Source organism: Microcoleus sp. Z1_A1 (assembly GCF_036700305.1).
In the GTDB taxonomy this organism is placed as follows: Bacteria; Cyanobacteriota; Cyanobacteriia; order Cyanobacteriales; family Microcoleaceae; genus Microcoleus.
The window spans coordinates 25,758-43,669 of sequence record NZ_JAUBOR010000022.1 but is presented as its reverse complement, the minus strand read 5'-3'; the positions used below and the strand labels follow the sequence as shown (position 1 = coordinate 43,669).

The window sequence follows — 17,912 nt, the reverse complement described above, 5'->3', positions numbered from 1 at the left end:
CCCGATGACTTTAACTATACCTAAAACCAATCGAGCTAATATTTTAGTAGTAGACGATACCCCAGAAAACCTGCGGCTGCTGGCAGGAATTTTGAGCGAAAAAGGCTATCAAGTTCGCCCCGTACCCAATGGCAAGCTAGCATTGTCTGCTGCTCAAAAAATACCTCCGGATTTAGTGCTGCTGGATATTATGATGCCGGAAATGGACGGCTATCAAGTTTGCCAGCAACTCAAAGCTTCTGAAATTACCAAAGACATTCCTGTTATTTTTATTAGTGCGATTAATGACGTGCTGGATAAAGTTAAAGCTTTTGCAGTTGGTGGAGTTGACTTTATTACTAAACCGTTTCAGGTTGAAGAAGTTTTAGCCCGGATAGAAACTCATTTAAAAATTTGTTCGCTGCAACAAACTTTGCAAGAAAAAAATCAAGATTTAGCAACGGCGCTCCACCAACTGCAAGCCACCCAAGAGCATTTGATTCAATCGGAAAGAATGGCAGCCCTGGGACAACTGATTGCCGGCATTGCCCACGAAATCAATACCCCCCTGGGCATTATAGGTTCTTCTATTAATAATATAGCTAATTTTTCCGACGATTTTTTAGAGAAATTTCAGGAAATTTATCAAAAACTTTCTGACGAAAGCAAAGCTTATTTTTTAGCTTTAATGTACAGAGCAACCCATCAAGAAGTTTTATTCACAAGTAGAGAAAAACGCAAGTTTAAGCAGCAGTTGACTGCGGACATGATGGCAGAATCTGTTGAAAACTCCGAGGAAATTGCGGATACTTTAGTTGACATGGAAATCTACGAAAATATAGAAGAGTTCTTGCCGCTTTTCAAATCGCCGGATTGGGAAGTAGTTTTAAATAGTGCTTACCAGTTTGCGAGCTTTAAAAAAAGTATTAGCCTGATCCAAAGAGCCACAGCGAAGTCGGGAAAAGTAGTATTTGCCTTAAAAACCTACGCTCATTTTGATAGCAAACCAGAAAAAGTCCAGGCGAACTTACATGATGGCATTGAAACGGTGTTAACCCTTTATCAAAATCAACTAAAACACGGTATAGAAGTAGTGAAAAATTATGGAGATTTACCCGAAATTATGTGCTATCCCGATGACTTAAATCAAGTTTGGACGAATCTCGTTCATAATGCCCTGCAAGCAATGGATTATAAAGGTGTTTTGACGATTGAAACTGGGCAGCAAGGGGCGAATATTTTACTTAAGTTTACTGATAACGGCAAAGGTATTCCCTCAGAAGTTATTCCCAAAATTTTTCAGCCATTTTTTACGACAAAATCTGCGGGCGAAGGTAGCGGTTTGGGATTGGATATTGTGAGAAAAATTGTGGAAAAACACGAAGGCACAATTGCTGTTGATTCTGTACCGGGGCAGACAACTTTTACAGTCTCGCTGCCAATTTATTAAACAAAACTTACCTGTAGGAGCTGATTCCCTCTGACCGAAAACATCCAGGATGCCAGCCCCCAAATTCACCCGTCCAGAAATAAAAAACTTGTATCGGATAAAGGCGCGCCCGAATTTATCTCGCGCAAGTCAAGGCTTCAATTCTTTAATCTGCAATCTAAAATCTAAAATCGATTGACTCCCGTCGCTGTCTCGCTGACAAATACAAGATTTATTACAATAAACCGGGTTAATCTTCGGAAGTCCTATTAAAATAAGATAGGGGACAGATATCCTGCTTCCTTGCCCGAAATCAATAATGTAAAAAAATGTAAAAGCAAGTCCTATCGATAAACCTAAGAAAATTTAAGCAGAGAGGAAAAGATGAATAAGCCTGTAATTATTTGCGTTGACGATGAACCAGATATCTTGAATACTCTCAAGATGCAGCTCAAAAATGAATTTAAAAATGATTATTTTTATGAATTAGCTGAAAGTGGTGATGAAGCTTTAGATTTACTTGAGGAATTTCAAGAAAAAGCTCAGGTGATTGTGGTTGTTTCGGATTGGCTGATGCCGGGAATTAAAGGTGACGAACTTTTAATCAAAGTTCACCAAAAGTATCCTACAATTATTAAAGTGATGTTGACTGGACAGGCCGAGGTATCGGCTGTTCAGCGGGCAGTAGAAGAAGCAGATTTATACTGTTGTTTGTACAAACCCTGGCAAAGCAAAGACTTAATAGAAATTATAAAATCTGGGCTGGCTAAGTTATGAAAAAACCTGTGATTGTTTGTATTGATGATGAACCTGACGTTTTGAACAGTTTAAAGATTGAACTGAAAAAGGCGATCGGCGATCGGTGTATAATTGAAACCGCTGAAGGGGGGGCTGATGCTTTAGAGTTGCTGGCAGATTTGCGGGCAGATGAATACGAGATTGCTTTGGTGCTTTCCGATTATATCATGCCGGATATTAAAGGAGATGAACTGCTCAGAAAAATTCACGAAAGCTCGCCGGAGACGCTGACTATTATGCTAACGGGACAAGCTGATTTGGAAGCCCTGAGCAATGCTATCAAGTATGCTAAGTTGTACCGTTATATTCCTAAACCTTGGCAAAATGAAGACTTAAAATTAACGGTAGTAGAAGCAGTTCACAGTTATTTGCAAGATCAAAAGTTAACAGATGAAATTCATAAGCGCCAAGAAGTAAATGAGGAGTTAAAGCTAGCAAATGAGGCGCTGTCTGCCAGTGAAAGCCGCCTGAGTCAATTTTTAGAAGCTTTGCCAGTGGGGGTATCTGTTTATCATCCCGATGGCTCGATCGCCTATTTCAACCAGACAGCGCGGGATTTGCTGGGTGCAGACACTATCCCGGAAAGCACTGCGGAACAATTAGCTGCGACTTATCAACTGTATGTTGCCAATACTGATGAGCTTTATCCGCCGGATAATCTGCCAATTTTGCGTGCACTGAATGGAGAATCTGTCAAGGTTGACGATGTAGAAATCCGTCAAGATGGCAAAAGAATTGCGATCGAGATCAATACCACGCCGATTTTTGACGCTAGCGGAAATATTGTTTATGCGATCGCAGCTTTTCAAGATATTAGCGATCGCAAACAAGCGGAAAAAATACTAGCAGATTACCACCACACCTTAGAAGCCCAAATTGACGAACGTACAGAACAACTGCAACAAGCTGCATTAGCTGCTGAAGCAGCAAACAAAGCTAAAAGCACGTTTCTCGCCAATATGAGCCACGAGTTACGCACCCCTCTCAATTCTATACTCGGCTTTGCACAAATCATGGAACCCAGTCCGGATCTTACTGTCGAAAACCGAGAAAATATGAGAATTATTCGCCGTAGTGGCGAACACTTGCTTACCTTGATCAATGAAGTCTTAGACTTGTCAAAAATCGAAGCGGGGCGGATGACACTTAACCCGAAAAACTTCGACATCTACCGCTTGCTTGACGATTTGCAAGATATGTTTCAACTGCGGGTACATAATCAAGAATTGCAGTTGCATTTTCAGCGCGATGCTGACGTTCCTCAGTACGTGCGAACCGATGATATTAAACTGCGGCAAGTGTTGATTAATCTTCTGAGTAATGCGATTAAGTTTACCCAAACAGGCGAAATCATCTTAAGAGTTATCAAGTTAGAAAAATCGGGTTTTCTGGATTTACTGGATAGTTCTACAGCTTGCTTTGATACCACAAGAAGTATTCGGGATTTTTCGAGAACTAGCAGTGATTTTGCAAAGGTTGAATGGAGCGATGAGGCTGAGGGTTCAACTGTGCCTGGTTTTTTTCTTCTATTTGAAATTGAAGATACAGGAGTTGGCATTGCTCCTGAAGAATTGGGCAGCATTTTTAATGCTTTTGTGCAAACAGCTTCCGGTCAAAAAAATCAGAAAGGCACGGGTTTAGGATTGAAGATCAGTCGTCAATTTGTCCGCCTGATGGGAGGCGAAATTGTCGTAGAAAGTCAACTGGAACTCGGCACTACTTTTAAATTTGAAATTCCAGTGGGTGCCGTTGATGCTGCTGAGCTTCCCGATCCGGAACTTAACCGCGAAGTGAGTGGTTTGGAACCCAATCAACCGTGCTACCGGATTTTAATTGTGGACGATCGCGAAGACAACCGCCAACTTTTAGTCAAAATGCTTTCTCCTTTAGGTTTCGGGGTGGAAGAAGCCACCAACGGCCAGGAAGCAATAGAAATGTGGGAAAATTGGCATCCGCACTTAATTTTGATGGATGTGCGAATGCCGGTGATGGACGGCTACGAAGCTACTAAACAAATTAAGACTAGAATCAAGCAGAGAGAGCAAGAGGGGGAAATGAATATTTCCGATCCCGAATCCCCGATTCCGAAGATTATTGCTTTGACAGCTAGTACAATTGAAGGAAGGCAAGCGTTTGCTTTATTGGTCGGCTGCGACGATTTTATTAGCAAACCTTTCCGCAAAACCGATATATTTGATGCCATCACCAAACATTTGGGGGTGAGGTATCTCTACTCTAACTCAACGGACTTTATCTCAATAGGCGATCCAAATAATTTATCTGACTCGCTCTCTAATGCTGCGCTTGCTTATTTACCCATACTTCCCGCAGAATGGATAGACAACATGAAGCAGGTAATCCGCAGTGCTGATTTTGACTTAATTGTCAGGACAATCGACGAAATAAGGAGGCCTCATCCTGAATTGGCGGAAATCCTCCAGGGTCATCTCGATAATTTTGATTACCAGAAAATTCTCAATTTAATTGCCGAGGCGGAGGAATCAGATAATGCAGATGAAGGCGGAACAAACTGAAAACCATCAAGCGGATATTTTAGTAGTTGACGATACACCAGATAATCTGCGTTTGTTAATTAGAATTTTGCAAAAAAATGGCTATAAAGTTCGACCAGTTACTAATGGTTTTTCGGCGTTAGATGCTATTCAATCTAGCGCGCCAGATTTGATTTTGCTCGATATTATGATGCCGGATATTGACGGGTACGAACTATGTAAAAAATTAAAATCCCAATTGCAATTTCGGGAAATTCCCATCATTTTCCTGAGTGCGCTGGAAGAAGGAATAAATAAAGCCAAAGCTTTTGAAGTGGGCGGCTCGGATTATATAACTAAACCTTTTCAGGTGAAAGAAGTATTGGCACGAGTCAGCAATCAACTTACTGTGCGTTCATTGCAAATGCAATTGCAAGAAAAAAATCAAAAATTGACCGATCAAAATATCCAGTTGCACCAGGAAATCGCTGAACGCCACCAGGTGGAAATGGAAACAAGATTGCTGCTGCAGGCTACACAAGCTATTAGCAAATCTGAAGATTTTGAGTCGGCTATAGATGTGATCTTAGGTTTAATTTGCAAAACTATTGAATGGAATCTGGGCGAAGCTTGGATTCCTTGCAGTGAGGGTTTTTTAAAATGCGCTACAGGTAGGTACGTCAGTGACTCCAGTTTTGCCCAATTCCAACAAACAAGTTGGGAGTTGATTTTTGCTCCCGGTGTGGGACTTCCGGGTAGGATTTGGCAGTCGCAGCAGTCTGAATGGATAGATGATGTTTCTAATGCACCGGAACAAGTTTTTTTAAGAGCTAAAATTGCGCTGAGTGTGGGATTGAAAGCGGCTTTTGGGGTGCCAATTTTGGCGGAAAACCAAGTGTTAGCTATTTTGATTTTTTATCGCGAGAAAGTTCTGAATTGTCAGCCGCGCTTGTTGGAATTAGTGAGCGCGGTTGCTACGCAGCTCGGTTCGTTGATTCAGCGCAAACAAGCTGAAGCAGCTCTGAAAGTGCAGCAAGAGCAAACAGAAAAATTGCTGCTGAATATTTTACCGAAACCTATTGCGGATCGTTTGCAAAAAGAGCAAAAGTTGATAGCGGAGCATTTTGATGAGGTGAGCGTCTTGTTTGCTGATTTGGTGGGTTTTACAGAGTTTTCGGCTCACAAAAGTCCGACGCAGTTGGTAGAAATTTTGAATGGGATTTTTTCGGAGTTCGATAGGTTGTCTGAATTGCACGGGTTGGAAAAGATTAAGACGATTGGGGATGCTTACATGGTGGTTGGGGGTTTGCCGACGCCGCGGGAGGATCACTCCTCGGCGATCGCACTTTTAGCTTTGGAGATGCAGGCAGCTTTGGGGAGGTTTAATGCCAAAATGGGAGAAAATTTTCAATTGAGACTCGGAATTCACAGCGGTTCGGTGGTGGCTGGAATTATTGGGATTAGTAAATTTAGCTATGATTTGTGGGGCGATACTGTTAATGTTGCTTCACGCATGGAGTCGAACGGATTGCCTGGTAAAATTCAAGTGACGGAGGCGACTTACGAGCGTTTGAAAGAGCAGTTTGTTTTGGAAGAACGGGGTCATATCCCGATCAAAGGCAAAGGAAAGATGCTGACTTACTGGTTAATTGAAGAACAAAAGAAATCTTTTTAAGTTTATGATGTAAATTTCAATTAATATGAAAGGTAGACCGCATTTATACTTTCAGGAGGGCTAATCCTTTGCAAACAGTTGAAACAAAATCGCCGACAGCGTTGAAAAGAGTCCTAGTTATTTTAATATCACTGCTAGCAGTAGCGGTACTGTCGATCGCTACTTTTATCGCTCTACCCGGAGAAAAAACAATGTTTGCTGGAACTAGACCTGCCAATATCGGAATTCAGTCAGGAAAACTCGCAGCGTGCCCGAGTTCCCCCAACTGCGTCAGCAGCTTCAGTCAAGATGCCGAACACAAAATTGAGCCTTTGGCATACACTTCGTCCCAGAGTGAAGCGATGGTAAAGCTAAAAGGGGCGATCGAGTCCTATGGAAAAACTAAAATTATCACGGCAACTGATAATTACCTGTATGCGGAGTTCACCAGTGCTTTGATGGGGTTTGTTGATGACGTTGAATTTTTGGTAGATGATGGAGCGAAAGTGATCCATGTGCGATCGGCTTCGCGTCTGGGACAGTCGGATTTGGGAGTTAACCGCAAACGGATAGAAGCTATCAGAACTCAATTCAATCAACTCTGAACTTAAAATTTCTAGCTTTCCCGAAGCCCCTCTCCTACACGGCTGTTTCATTATCCGTAGGGGCAAACCCCCCGTGGTTGCCCCGATATTTGAAACACCGATTCCCCACGTCCGTGGAGGGGGTAGGCACGGGGGCGCTACCCCTACAAAACGATGATTTCCCTTCATCCGTGGAGGGGGTAGGCACGGGGGCGCTACCCCTACAAAACCATGATTTCCCCACGTCCGTGGAGGGGGTAGGCACGGGGGCGCTACCCCTACAAAACCATGATTTCCCCACGTCCGTGGAGGGGGTAGGCACGGGGGCGCTACCCCTACAAAACCATGATTTCCGTGAGAATAAAACAGCCCTGCCCTCTCCTACAAGATGAGGGGCTTTGAGATTTGTGTACTACTATGTAATGTTGATTTGTCACTACCTAGTTAACAATTATTAACAGTAGGCACAGCGCAAAGGAGTGTCCAGCAGGGGGAGTAGGACACCGCAATGCCGTTTTCCTACGGTTGGCTTTCAGTTTTAAAACTTGTTATAAGATTGACGATTTTATAGTTTTACAATCTTTAAAATAGCTGAGCGCGCTAGCACAGAAGAAGAGATGCCGTAGTATTCCTATAGGATTAAACAACCTAAATGATACACTTCTGACTTTAGGGAGAGGGAACTGAACGAATTAATTTCTACTATTAAATTAAGTAGAACAAAGAGGAAAAACACATGGCACTTCAAAAATTAGCAGACTTTTATCCTAATTATCAGGAAGAAATCTTTGCTGGAGACGACATCAAGGGATTTGATGTTTATGCTGGCGACTCGGATGAAAAAGTAGGCACGGTTTATGACGCTTTGGTTGATGACAGTGGTCGTTTTCGCTATCTGGTAATTGATACCGGTATTTGGATTTTTGGCAAAAAAGTATTGTTGCCAATCGGCTCGGCTCGCTTCGACTACGGCGCCCGTCGCGTCCACGCCACAGGTCTTCGCAACAAAGCTCAAGCAGAACAATTGCCAGCTTACAATGAATTAGAACCATTAGATTACGATCGCGAAGAACAGGTAAGAGGCGTCTACCGCAATCAAGAAACTGCCACTGCCCGCACTGCAACTCCTGCTAGCTACGATCGCAGCAGCTACAGCTACGATATGGATCGCCCCCTCTACGAAACCAACGAACAGCAGCACCAAAATCTCAAGCTTTATGAAGAACGCTTGATTGCTAACAAACACCGCGCAAAAACAGGCGAAGTAGCAGTTGGCAAGCGCGTGGAAACTGAAACAGCGCGAGCTTCAGTACCCATTGAAAAAGAACGAGTTGTAATCGATCGAGTAACCCCGGTAGAAGCGGGTCGAGTAGTTTCAGTCGGTGAGGCTGACTTCCAATCAGGGGAAGTTGCACGCATGGAAGTCTACGAAGAAACTGCCGACATTCACAAGGAAGCTTTCGTGCGCGAAGAAGTCAACGTCAGAAAAGAAGTTGTTCGCACCACGGTTGAGGGCGAAGAAACCTTGCGTCGTGAAGAATTAGAGGTTAAGACCGATGGCACTGCGGTTGTAGATAATAAAAACATCTAAACCAACCGCAACAGGTATTGCATAGGAATTGTGCCTTAATGACATAATTCTGTCACCGCGCAGGTTTGATTGAATTGGTGGCGATCGCGCAATTCCTATGTGATTGGCGGGGGGGGTACAAAACTTGTCTAGTTTTGGCAACGTTTATGCACTTTCCCCGCCTTTACCAATTTCCCCTTACCAATTCATAATAAAAATCCCTAAGCAGGAAAGTTTAAAAAATGAACGGTCAAGCATCAGCAGAAAAAATAGCAACTGCCAAATCAATAACCCGTCTCAACCGGGTACCTGAAAAAGTCAGAACTAAGCTAAAAAGTTTTACCGTCAAAGACAACCAAGGTCATTTGGTCGGCAAAGTTAAAGATGTCTATTTTGATGCTAACGGTCAGTTAAACTTTGTCGTGACCGGGCTAGGCAGCGAAAATCCCCGCATTTTTTTATTAAGTGTTAAGCTGCTCAAGAAAGTGGATTATCACCAAAAAGCGCTGTTTGTAACTATTAATTCGGCTCAAGTCGATCTGCTGCCCGTAGTTTCGGCAAATGGCGAGCATCCGTATTTAGAAAATCCCTCGGAACCGGATAATGAATTTAGCAACCGTGAATTAACAAATCCCTCAACAGTTATGTCAAATCTAACAGATGCCGATCGCACTGATGCAAATTGGGAGACCGATCGGGATGAGGAAAACTTGGATATTGTCGATCGAGAAGTAATTCGCCTGCTAGAAGAACGATTGGTGATCAATCGCAGCAAGCGCAAAGTCGGCGAAGTCATAGTGCGTAAAGAAATTGAAACTCGGATGGTACAAGTACCTATCCAGTGGGAAAAGCTGATTGTCGAACAAGTCGGCGACGATCCGAAGGTGTTGGCCGAAATAGATTTAGGCGAGGGAAGCATCACCGGTATAGATTTGACGGAGATTAAGAGCGATCGCCAAGAACCGACAGTTAAGGCTGAATTTACCTCTGTGCAGAAAGCTAGCAAAATCTTAAATTCGATCGCCTCTCAACCCCGTCACGGTTGCGTCAAAGTCCGCCTAGAACTCGTTCTCGAAGACAAGCAACTTGAGGATACTTACCAAAAATGGATGACGGAACACCACTCAGAGAGTTAAAATATTCGTCCTTTTCGGTCTAGATTTTAGCTATTAGCGAGAAACTTAAATCTAAGAACGGACTGTGGCGATTCGTGCTGGGGAGAAAGTTCACCGCCATCTACTAAGATCATGTTCGGTAAATTAACCGTAATTTTGGTAGTGGCGGGTTTACCAATATCTATAATATAAGCCCGATATCCGTCAACCCGCCCCGACCGGGATATGGAAATTTTTAGCGATCGACCTCTAGACAAAATTGTAGCGACTTGCGGTAAAATTGTGGTGGTCAAATTTAAAAGTATTTGAAAATGCCCAGCACAATCTCCGACATTAAAGTAAAAACGATCGCAGGCGAAGACAAGCAGCTAGGAGAGTACGCTGGCCAGGTACTCTTGATAGTTAATGTAGCTTCCAAATGTGGCTATACACCTCAATACAAAGGACTCGAAGAATTAAGCCAGAAGTACAGCGCGGCTGGACTCCGTGTTTTAGGATTTCCCTGCAACGACTTCGGAGGTCAAGAACCCGGAAGTAATCCAGAAATCGTCAATTTCTGTACTACAAAATACGGCGTCACCTTTGAATTATTTGACAAAGTACGCGCTAAAGGCACTCAGCAGCACCCGCTGTACGCTAAGCTTACGAGTGCAGTCGAGCCCAAGGGTGAGGTTTCCTGGAATTTTGAGAAATTCTTAGTTAGCAAACAGGGTGAAGTGGTTGCCAGATTCCGCAGTAGTGTTGGCCCCGATTCGCCCGAACTGATCGCTGCCATCGATCGAGAATTGGCGAAATAAGAAGTTCGGCAACTAAGCAGTGTACAGGATTTAACTGATTTAACGGATGGATGTTTAGGGAAGAGGGAAGAAATTAATAGGCTTTTTTTCCAATAAGTTGAAAGCTATTTTTTTCCTTCTGCTTTTCCCCCTTGTGTGCAAGCACTAAACCATGAACAAATACCGATGATTGTATTTAATTGGAGAACTGTTTAATTTAATGGAAAATACATCGGGATTAGATTTAGTTGTAGGTGTACTTGCCTTCGCAATTCTGGCAGGTGGTCTGGCCATGCTATTTGTAGGCATGGCATCATTTCCTAAAGAAAAATAACAATACTAGGACTTACTCACAATTGTTGAGAAACCGGGTTTTTTTACGAAAAGACACGTTGTAGACCGCACCAAAGGTAAAAAACCCGGTTTCGAGGCCCCGATTAAGTCCTGACTACCAACTTAAAATGCTTATTTTACAGCAGACCATCTGAATAAATCAAACTCCTTTCAATTTGAACATTCGCAATTGATGACAATCATGCAAACTACCGAAAACAACGTCAAAATTGCCCTCGCGCCGGGGAATTTGCGCCGCGTTCACCATATTGCTTTAAACGTGCGCGACATGAAAGCTTCCCGCCACTTCTATGGTACAATTCTCGGTCTGCACGAACTAACAGGTGCAGAAATTCCCGCAACTTTAACAGAAATGGTAGCCGCTGGTAAAGTCGCTAATTTCGTTACCCCAGACGGTACTGTTATTGACTTATTTTGGCAGCCCGACTTGGAACCGCCAAACCCAGACCCGGAGAAAGCTTTTACCCGCGCCAACCACTTAGCCTTCGATATTGAGCCGGATTTGTTCGATCGCGCTCTGGAAGTGCTAAAGTCAAATCAAATTGCGATCGATAGCGGCCCCGTTACTCGCGCTACAGGACGCGGCATTTACTTTTACGATCCTGATGGATTTATCATCGAAATCCGTTGTGATCCAGCTTAAACACTCGCTATCGGGTTCTCTGTAGTCCGGGTGCACCCTACATTTACTCTTTGGATTGCGGTAATCCCTAACGATCGCTAATTAAATAACTTATACAGCACTTTCCAGGTAAGTGAAGTACAGAGAAACCGGGTTTCTTGAATAAAACCGGTTTCTGGCGAGAAATCCAGAAGAAACCCGGTTTCTGGGGTGTACTTTATAAACCTGGAATCCGCTGTAATTTTAATTATTATTGTGGGATGGGCGTCCCGCCCGTCCAAAAAGGACGGGCGGGAAGCCCATCCCACTTTCAAGAGTGGAAGTTATTTAATTCTCATTCCTAAACATCCTACCTTTAAAGTTGTTTTATTTTCCGTCTTGGCTAATAGGTTGCTTCGGCCAAGTAAACCGAAAAGTTGCTCCCTCACCTTCGGCAGATTCTAGGGAAATAGTGCCCCCTTGACCTTCGACAATTTTTTTCACCAGCGACAAACCAATCCCAGTATTTTCAACTTTATCACGAGCTTCCAAGGTCTGAAAAATCACAAAAACTTTATCGTGATATTGAGGATCAATTCCCGGCCCGTCATCCTCTACAGAAAACTCGTAAAAATCATCTAACTCTTTAACGGATATGTTTACGTGACCCGATTCAGATCGGTTGTGCTTAATTGCGTTGCTAATTAAATTAGAAAAAACCTGCTGCAACAGCAATCTTTCTGCCACAAAAGTTGGCATTTTCGGTTCAACTTTCACCTCAAATCCAGACGGCGGCGCCAACGAATCAATAATTTCGGCTAATAAATTCTCAACTTTTACCATTTCTGAAGGCACTTGAATCCGTCCGACGCGGGAATATTGCAGCAGTCCCTCAATCAAACCTTCCATGCGGTAAACTCTGCCCCGCAGCAGGTTCATTTGGTGCAGAGTATCCTCTGTCATCGACTCGCTGAGGTCTTCTTCTATCCAACTGCTGAGATTGGCGATCGCCCTGAGTGGCGCTTTCAAATCGTGAGAAACTACATAAGCAAACTGGTCTAATTCTTGATTCCGCTTTCTTAAAACATTCGTCGTTTGAGCCAGATTTTGGGCTGTTAACCTCAATTCTTGAGCGCGCAACCGCAGCGATTCCTGCGCTTGTTTGCGATCCCTAATATCTTCAACCACACTCATCAAAAATTGAGTGCCATTTTCTTCTCGCAGCAGCGAAACCGTCAAGTTTGCCCACACCAACTCTCCGTCTTTGCGGATGTAGCGCTTTTCCAAAGAGAAATTTTCAATTTCTCCTGCTAACAATTGGCGCACAAGTTCCTGTTCACTTGCCAAATCTCCAGGCCAAGTAATCTCCTGAAATCTTTTCTCCAGCAATTCTTGCCTGCTGTAGCCCAAAATATCGCAAAGTTTTTGATTGACTAACAGAAATTTGCCTTCCACACTCGCTTGCACCATGCCGACTGCCGCCTGCTCAAAAGTAGCGCGAAACCGCTGGGCGCTTTGGGCTAAAGCAATTTCTGAGCGTTTGCGATCGCTAATATCGTTGCTGATTTCCAAAATAGCAATCGGTTGATCTTGATCGTCGTACTGCAAAGTCCATCGGCTTGCCACCGTTATTTTTGTCCCGTCTTTCTTAGTTCGCACCAGTTCTCCTTGCCAAGAACCCTTCTCGAAAAATACTTTTTGAATTACCTCAAAAGGTTGAGCCCATTCTGTTTGTAAAAGCTTGTGAATATTTTTTCCTACTGCTTGCGACCTCCGCCACCCGTAGAGCCACTTCGCCCCCAAATTCCAATAAGAAATTGCCCCATTCAAGTCTAGTACCGCGATCGTATCGTTGGCCAAATCCAGCATTTGCGCTTGCTTTCGCAGAGTTTCCTCCGCTTGTTTCCGTCCTCTGGCATCGCGGCAAATCGCAATAAACAAGTGTTGATTTGCCAGACGCATTTCGCTGATAGCTAAATCCATCGGAAACTTAGTTCCGTCGTGGCGAATTCCAACTGTTTCTTGTTGGTAAGTCTTCAGCGTAGTATCTGGATGTAACACAAAATATTCGATCGAATAATCCCCCACGGTGCTGTAAGGCTGGGGTTGAGCTATCAGTCGCCGCAAGTTAGAGCCAATTATTCGATCGGCTTTCTCGCCAAAAATCTTTTCTGCTGCCCTATTAAAAGACTCAATATTTCCCCCTGCGTCCAAAGTGATAATCCCGTCAGCCGCATTGTCTACCACAGCTTGAATGCGACTTTTACTTTCTTCCAAGCCTGCTTCCCGCTTCCTTAATTCCTTCTCTAAACCATCAAATAAATACCAGGAAGCCCCGGCGCCAAAACAGCCGCAAAGCAAACCAGCAACTTGCACAAAATTAGTGAAATCTATCAAACCCCGTCTTTGCTGATCTAGAGCTTTCTGGTAGGCTTCGCCGGCATTAGCAAACACATTAATTTTTGCACGCAGGTTATCCCTCCTCGCTTTGCCTTGAGTGAACACCTCAATTATTTCCGGCGACTGCACGCTTGTTGCCGAACTGTCGAGCTTATTCAAAGTGTTTTGCAAGAAATTTATATGCTGTTCGGTACTTTTTTTTATATCTTCAAATCGCTGAGCTTGCAGTTTGTTTTCTTGAACCATAACCTTGAGTTTAGCCAGCAGCGGAGGCAAACTCTTCTTGGCTTCTAAGTAGGGCGAGAGAAATGTGCGGCGCTTCGTCAACCCGTAACCTCGAATGCCCGTTTCCGCATCCACCACGAGGGTTAACAAGCGGTTAGTTTCCTGAAGTATTGCCCTATTAGTATCTCCTCGCTCTCTTATCTGTATGGTAATCTCCCGGAGGGCTGCAATTGCTAGCAGGGAAGCAAACAGAAAAATAATGGGGATAGCAACGATGATTGCTCCCCGCTGGCGAATTGGTCGGTCTGTCCATACAAAGTGGAGGCAGCGATCGAGCAAATACTTCACGAATATTGAAGGAGAAAGTTTGCTGCCAGTATATCGCTTTTTGGTCGTTTAGGCTATGGATAAGTTTGTTTTGTTTAGTTGGGCGAGCGTTGGGGACTAACCGTGGAAACTAGATTAGACCCCTGCTATAGCTACCTGCTGACACTAACAGCAGATTTTTTGGCACGGTGTTTAAACGGAGGCAGGGAGAAAGAAAGGACTTTTTTCGACACCGAGACAGCAGGCGAAGCAGAAAGGATCGTTTCTGTTTTACCTTCGTTTTCGCCTTCGGCTTCTGCTTTTAAACTAGAGTCTGTTTCGCCAGTGTTTGGAACACTTGTAACTACAGTAGTCCACCTGCCTGTAGCCGGATCGCGATAACAAGTAAAAGGGTTTATTTTTAGCGGTTGACTGCAAGGTTTAATCATGTAGATGCACTCCTTTGATTCTGAGAAATTGTGCATTGCTTTCAGCAGCAATGCTATCTCGCCCGTAGAAGCAGTATGAAGGCAAAAAGCAGAATTGTGTTTCTGCGTCCAGAGACTTTTGAAACTTCCTGATTTCCTGTTAAATTTTGCCTTCTACTGCTTCGCGACCATAGCATTACTTTTACCAAATTGCCTTTCTGGAAGCAACCCCCCACCGCCTTAATTAGGTTGAGGTGGGACTTGTGAATGCAGCGAGGCCCCCGATCGTGCCTGCAGGACAATCTTGGAATAATATAGGTATTCTAGGCTGAAAAAAAATGCTACTGTGTGATCGACAACAGAGGTCGATCGCGATCGGTGTCACAATTAAAAAGGGAATGGGTAATTGGTAATGGGTAATTGGTAATTGGAAAATTGGTAATGGGGAAATTATTCCATCTTTTGCCATCCGTTAAATCCGTTAAATCCGGTACACAATTTCGGGAAAAATTCCCACCCGTTAAATCCCTTAAATCCCCTACATTGCTAGTTGCCCAACTTGTTTCTAACTAATATCAACTTTTGCATTTAAATGCACCGTAAAAGTAGAGCCAACATCCAACTCACTCTCAACAGTAATATCGCCGCCCATCATCTGGCAAAACAAGCGACTAATGGCCAATCCTAAACCGGTGCCGCCGTACTTGCGAGTAGTCGAAGCGTCCCCTTGAATAAAAGGTTGAAACAAACCCTGCTGCTGTTCGGCCGACATTCCAATCCCCGTATCAGATACCTGTAAATAAACCCAATCGCTGTCGCCTGCGGGTTCGCGAGTCGCGCTCAACAGCACCGTTCCACCTTCGGTAAACTTCAGGGCATTCGAGAGCAAATTGAACAGAATTTGCCGGACTTTAGTCAAATCTGCATACATCACTCCCAAATTTTCAGAGCAAGAAACTTGCAATTGATTGTGATTTTTTTCGACCAAAGGGTGCAAAGTAGCAACAACTTCTTCTATTAAATTACAGAGGTCAAATTTTTCTAAATAAAGCTCCATCCGACCGGCTTCTATCTTAGAAAGGTCTAGAATATCGTTAATTAAAGTCAGCAAGTGTTTGCCGGCGTTATAAATTTTTTGGGTATCGGGAATGATTTCTTCGAGTCCCGATTCCCGTGCTTCTTCTTGTAGCATTTCGCTGTAACCGATAATCGCGTTGAGCGGTGTCCGCAGCTCGTGGCTCATATTGGCTAAAAAAGTGCTTTTAGCTCTCGAAGCTGCTTCAGCTTTGTGTAAGGCTTCTTGCAAGGCTATTTCGGCTCTTTTGCGCTCGGCAATTTCGATGCGGAGCAGTTTATTGGCGGTGGTGAGTTGAGCGGTGCGCTGATCGACGGTCATTTCTAGCTGTGCTTTGGCTTTGGAAAGGGCTTCCTGAGCCCGCTGGCGCTCAAATCCTTCGATCGCCAGTGCTACCAAATTTGCCAAAGAATCAGCGAAGGTGCGCTCCTCCAGAGCCCACTGGCGGGGCGCGCCGATATGTTCGAGAGAGAGAATGCCCACGATCTGGCCACCGAGCCTAATTGCTACATTTAATATGGATGAATTCGGCTTGCTGGCATTTGGCAGCACACCGGAATGTTCGGCGAGGGAAGATGAGTGGGACAAATTTGTTTGTAGAGAGTTTTGAGTCTTTGTCGTAGGTTCTAAACCATTGTCCGATCGCAAATTTTCGCGCGGTGCGTCGCCTTCAACATCTAAAATTGATAAATTTAAATCGCTTGCCGATATGCACTCCCGGCTCAAATGATTCTCCTGGGTGCGATCGTACACGTCGAGACAAACTAATTTGAGGTTGGGGATTTTAAACTTAGAATGATTAACTCCCTCGTGTTGCTCTGGGGCAGCGGTATCTGTCTCGATTGCCTCTGTTTGGTTGTGGGCGAGTAATCTCTCAGTAAAATTTAGCTGGGGATCGCTGGGGTAGCGATTTCCAAATCTTCCATGGTTGTAAAGCCAGACGCTGACTTTTTCGACATCCAAAGTCCGGGCTGCAGCCTCGGTAATTTCGCGAATTCCCACATTCAGCGCACCGCTGTTGAGAGTCCTCTGCCTACCTAGCTGCAACAAAGCCAAACTCTGGCGGCGGAGGCGCTTTTCGCTCTCTTGGAGGGTTTGTTCTGCTTCCTTGCGCTGGGTGAGGTCGTACAAGGCGCACAATGCCGTCGGCTGGCCGTTAAACACCAGCGACTGAACCGAGATCATGGCCCAGAAAGCGGTGCCGTCTGATTTTTTACAGTGGAGTTCGTAGTTTTGCAGGTATCCCTCTTTAGCAAGTGCCTCAAGTACCTTTGGGCGATCGGCGGGGTTGAAGTAAAAGTCTGGAGTGCTGCAGCCGATCAATTTTTCTAGAGGTATGCTCAGGAGAGAAGCCAATTGAGCGTTCGCATACATAATCAAGCCGTCACAGAGGCGAGAAACTAATATCGGCACGGGAGTTGCCGAGGCGATCGCCCGAAACTGCTCTTCGCTGGAACGCAGCGCCAACTGAGCTTTGCTCAGCAAGTGAGCTTCCATCGTATCTGAATGTTCGGTGGTAGTCTCCAGCAAAAGTTCTAGGTCAACCTTTTCGCGCTTCAAGTTTTCAAGTTCCGCACTCAGCCGCTGAACGTCGAAAAGTAGCTGTTCTGTCGATGGTTCTTCCTGCATAGCAATTGAAAATTGGTAAATTTTAGTCGGTTCTGAAGTTTTTTATGGTTTTGTGCTAGTTTAACTATGACTTATTCCGATTAACTTCAGCCACCCCGATCCTGGTTCGCGGACTTAGCCGGGGATTACTGTCTACCTTTTTCGCTATTATTCCAATTCTAAGTGCAAGGAAGGCATCAGCCGCTGCAAGTTTTTCAGGGATTTTATCTGCCAGGGGATCTGTTTAGAACCTTTGATGGCGATTTGAATATTTTTTTGCTGGCGCACTTTGATCACAAATTTTGAGAGAATATTAATTCCAGAACTATTTAAAAATTCTAGCTTTCGCAAGTCTAGAGTCACCGTGTTTGGGCAGGAGTCAGCCACTTCGTTGAGCAGATCGACGATCGGTGCGTATTCTTCCACCTGGCTGAGTCGGAACGACCCGCTACAGGTGACTGTTTGCGTAGTGCGATCGTACTGGATCGTGTAATCTTTGGTCTGAATCTCCATAGCTG

Annotated in this window: 14 protein-coding genes; 9 read left to right on the top strand and 5 right to left on the bottom strand. The window is 44.3% G+C overall.

The genetic code is table 11. From position 1 onward, the window contains the following. The first annotated feature begins 4 nt into the window (after window positions 1–4). From QT973_RS15955 to QT973_RS15925, 7 genes are all read left to right on the top strand, one after another. Entirely contained in the window at window positions 5–1,429 is a 1,425-nt protein-coding gene (locus QT973_RS15955; RefSeq protein WP_333055988.1) for a response regulator, read from the top strand. Window positions 1,430–1,792: 363 nt separating this feature from the next. Further along, the gene (locus QT973_RS15950) at window positions 1,793–2,185 is read left to right on the top strand and encodes a response regulator (protein WP_333055987.1); all 393 of its coding nucleotides are present in this window, start codon (window positions 1,793–1,795) and stop codon (window positions 2,183–2,185) included. Next, on the top strand, window positions 2,182–4,740 hold the full coding sequence (locus QT973_RS15945) for a response regulator (RefSeq protein ID WP_333055986.1): 2,559 nt from the start codon (window positions 2,182–2,184) through the stop codon (window positions 4,738–4,740). The genes QT973_RS15950 and QT973_RS15945 overlap by 4 nt, the downstream gene beginning before the upstream one ends. Next, window positions 4,715–6,373 (top strand): adenylate/guanylate cyclase domain-containing protein, encoded by a 1,659-nt coding sequence (locus QT973_RS15940; RefSeq protein ID WP_333055985.1) that lies wholly within the window; start codon window positions 4,715–4,717, stop codon window positions 6,371–6,373. The genes QT973_RS15945 and QT973_RS15940 overlap by 26 nt, the downstream gene beginning before the upstream one ends. Before the next feature lie 68 nt (window positions 6,374–6,441). Beyond that, entirely contained in the window at window positions 6,442–6,957 is a 516-nt protein-coding gene (locus QT973_RS15935) for a DUF1499 domain-containing protein (protein WP_333210579.1), read from the top strand. Window positions 6,958–7,672: 715 nt separating this feature from the next. Beyond that, the gene (locus tag QT973_RS15930; protein WP_333391676.1) at window positions 7,673–8,527 is read left to right on the top strand and encodes a DUF2382 domain-containing protein; all 855 of its coding nucleotides are present in this window, start codon (window positions 7,673–7,675) and stop codon (window positions 8,525–8,527) included. Window positions 8,528–8,748: 221 nt separating this feature from the next. Beyond that, a complete protein-coding gene (locus QT973_RS15925; RefSeq protein WP_333055982.1) occupies window positions 8,749–9,642 on the top strand; it encodes a DUF2382 domain-containing protein in 894 nt (297 codons plus the stop codon). 26 nt (window positions 9,643–9,668) lie between these two features. On the opposite strand, the gene QT973_RS15920 is transcribed toward QT973_RS15925, so the two are convergent. After that, complete coding sequence (locus tag QT973_RS15920; RefSeq protein WP_333262597.1) at window positions 9,669–9,914, bottom strand: hypothetical protein; 246 nt, start codon at window positions 9,912–9,914, stop codon at window positions 9,669–9,671. Between the two features lie 18 nt (window positions 9,915–9,932). Here QT973_RS15920 and QT973_RS15915 point away from each other — a divergent pair, with 18 nt between their 5' ends. Next, window positions 9,933–10,418 (top strand): glutathione peroxidase, encoded by a 486-nt coding sequence (locus QT973_RS15915; RefSeq protein WP_333161383.1) that lies wholly within the window; start codon window positions 9,933–9,935, stop codon window positions 10,416–10,418. A gap of 514 nt (window positions 10,419–10,932) precedes the next feature. Next, complete coding sequence (locus QT973_RS15910; protein WP_333212880.1) at window positions 10,933–11,394, top strand: VOC family protein; 462 nt, start codon at window positions 10,933–10,935, stop codon at window positions 11,392–11,394. A 345-nt stretch (window positions 11,395–11,739) separates the two neighbouring features. Here QT973_RS15910 and QT973_RS15905 read toward each other — a convergent pair whose 3' ends face one another. From QT973_RS15905 to QT973_RS15890, 4 genes are all read right to left on the bottom strand, one after another. Beyond that, window positions 11,740–14,325, bottom strand: a complete 2,586-nt coding sequence (locus QT973_RS15905) for a PAS domain S-box protein (RefSeq protein ID WP_333313135.1) — start codon at window positions 14,323–14,325, stop codon at window positions 11,740–11,742. 131 nt (window positions 14,326–14,456) lie between these two features. Further along, the gene (locus tag QT973_RS15900; RefSeq protein WP_333240786.1) at window positions 14,457–14,783 is read right to left on the bottom strand and encodes a hypothetical protein; all 327 of its coding nucleotides are present in this window, start codon (window positions 14,781–14,783) and stop codon (window positions 14,457–14,459) included. Between the two features lie 493 nt (window positions 14,784–15,276). Then, window positions 15,277–17,415 (bottom strand): ATP-binding protein, encoded by a 2,139-nt coding sequence (locus QT973_RS15895; protein WP_333055977.1) that lies wholly within the window; start codon window positions 17,413–17,415, stop codon window positions 15,277–15,279. Between the two features lie 147 nt (window positions 17,416–17,562). Then, window positions 17,563–17,907 carry a slr1659 superfamily regulator gene (locus QT973_RS15890; protein ID WP_333056031.1) on the bottom strand — a complete coding sequence of 115 codons (345 nt, stop codon included), beginning with the start codon at window positions 17,905–17,907 and terminating at the stop codon, window positions 17,563–17,565. Window positions 17,908–17,912: the final 5 nt, after the last annotated feature.

What these genes read in the sequence shown, in the direction of transcription:
- QT973_RS15955 (WP_333055988.1), top strand. Translation starts at nt 5, where the DNA reads ATGACTTTAACTATACCTAAAACCAATCGAGCTAATATTTTAGTAGTA.
- QT973_RS15950 (WP_333055987.1), top strand. Translation starts at nt 1,793, where the DNA reads ATGAATAAGCCTGTAATTATTTGCGTTGACGATGAACCAGATATCTTG.
- QT973_RS15945 (WP_333055986.1), top strand. Translation starts at nt 2,182, where the DNA reads ATGAAAAAACCTGTGATTGTTTGTATTGATGATGAACCTGACGTTTTG.
- QT973_RS15940 (WP_333055985.1), top strand. Translation starts at nt 4,715, where the DNA reads ATGCAGATGAAGGCGGAACAAACTGAAAACCATCAAGCGGATATTTTA.
- QT973_RS15930 (WP_333391676.1), top strand. Translation starts at nt 7,673, where the DNA reads ATGGCACTTCAAAAATTAGCAGACTTTTATCCTAATTATCAGGAAGAA.
- QT973_RS15925 (WP_333055982.1), top strand. Translation starts at nt 8,749, where the DNA reads ATGAACGGTCAAGCATCAGCAGAAAAAATAGCAACTGCCAAATCAATA.
- QT973_RS15915 (WP_333161383.1), top strand. Translation starts at nt 9,933, where the DNA reads ATGCCCAGCACAATCTCCGACATTAAAGTAAAAACGATCGCAGGCGAA.
- QT973_RS15910 (WP_333212880.1), top strand. Translation starts at nt 10,933, where the DNA reads ATGCAAACTACCGAAAACAACGTCAAAATTGCCCTCGCGCCGGGGAAT.
- QT973_RS15895 (WP_333055977.1), bottom strand. Translation starts at nt 17,415, where the DNA reads ATGCAGGAAGAACCATCGACAGAACAGCTACTTTTCGACGTTCAGCGG.
- QT973_RS15890 (WP_333056031.1), bottom strand. Translation starts at nt 17,907, where the DNA reads ATGGAGATTCAGACCAAAGATTACACGATCCAGTACGATCGCACTACG.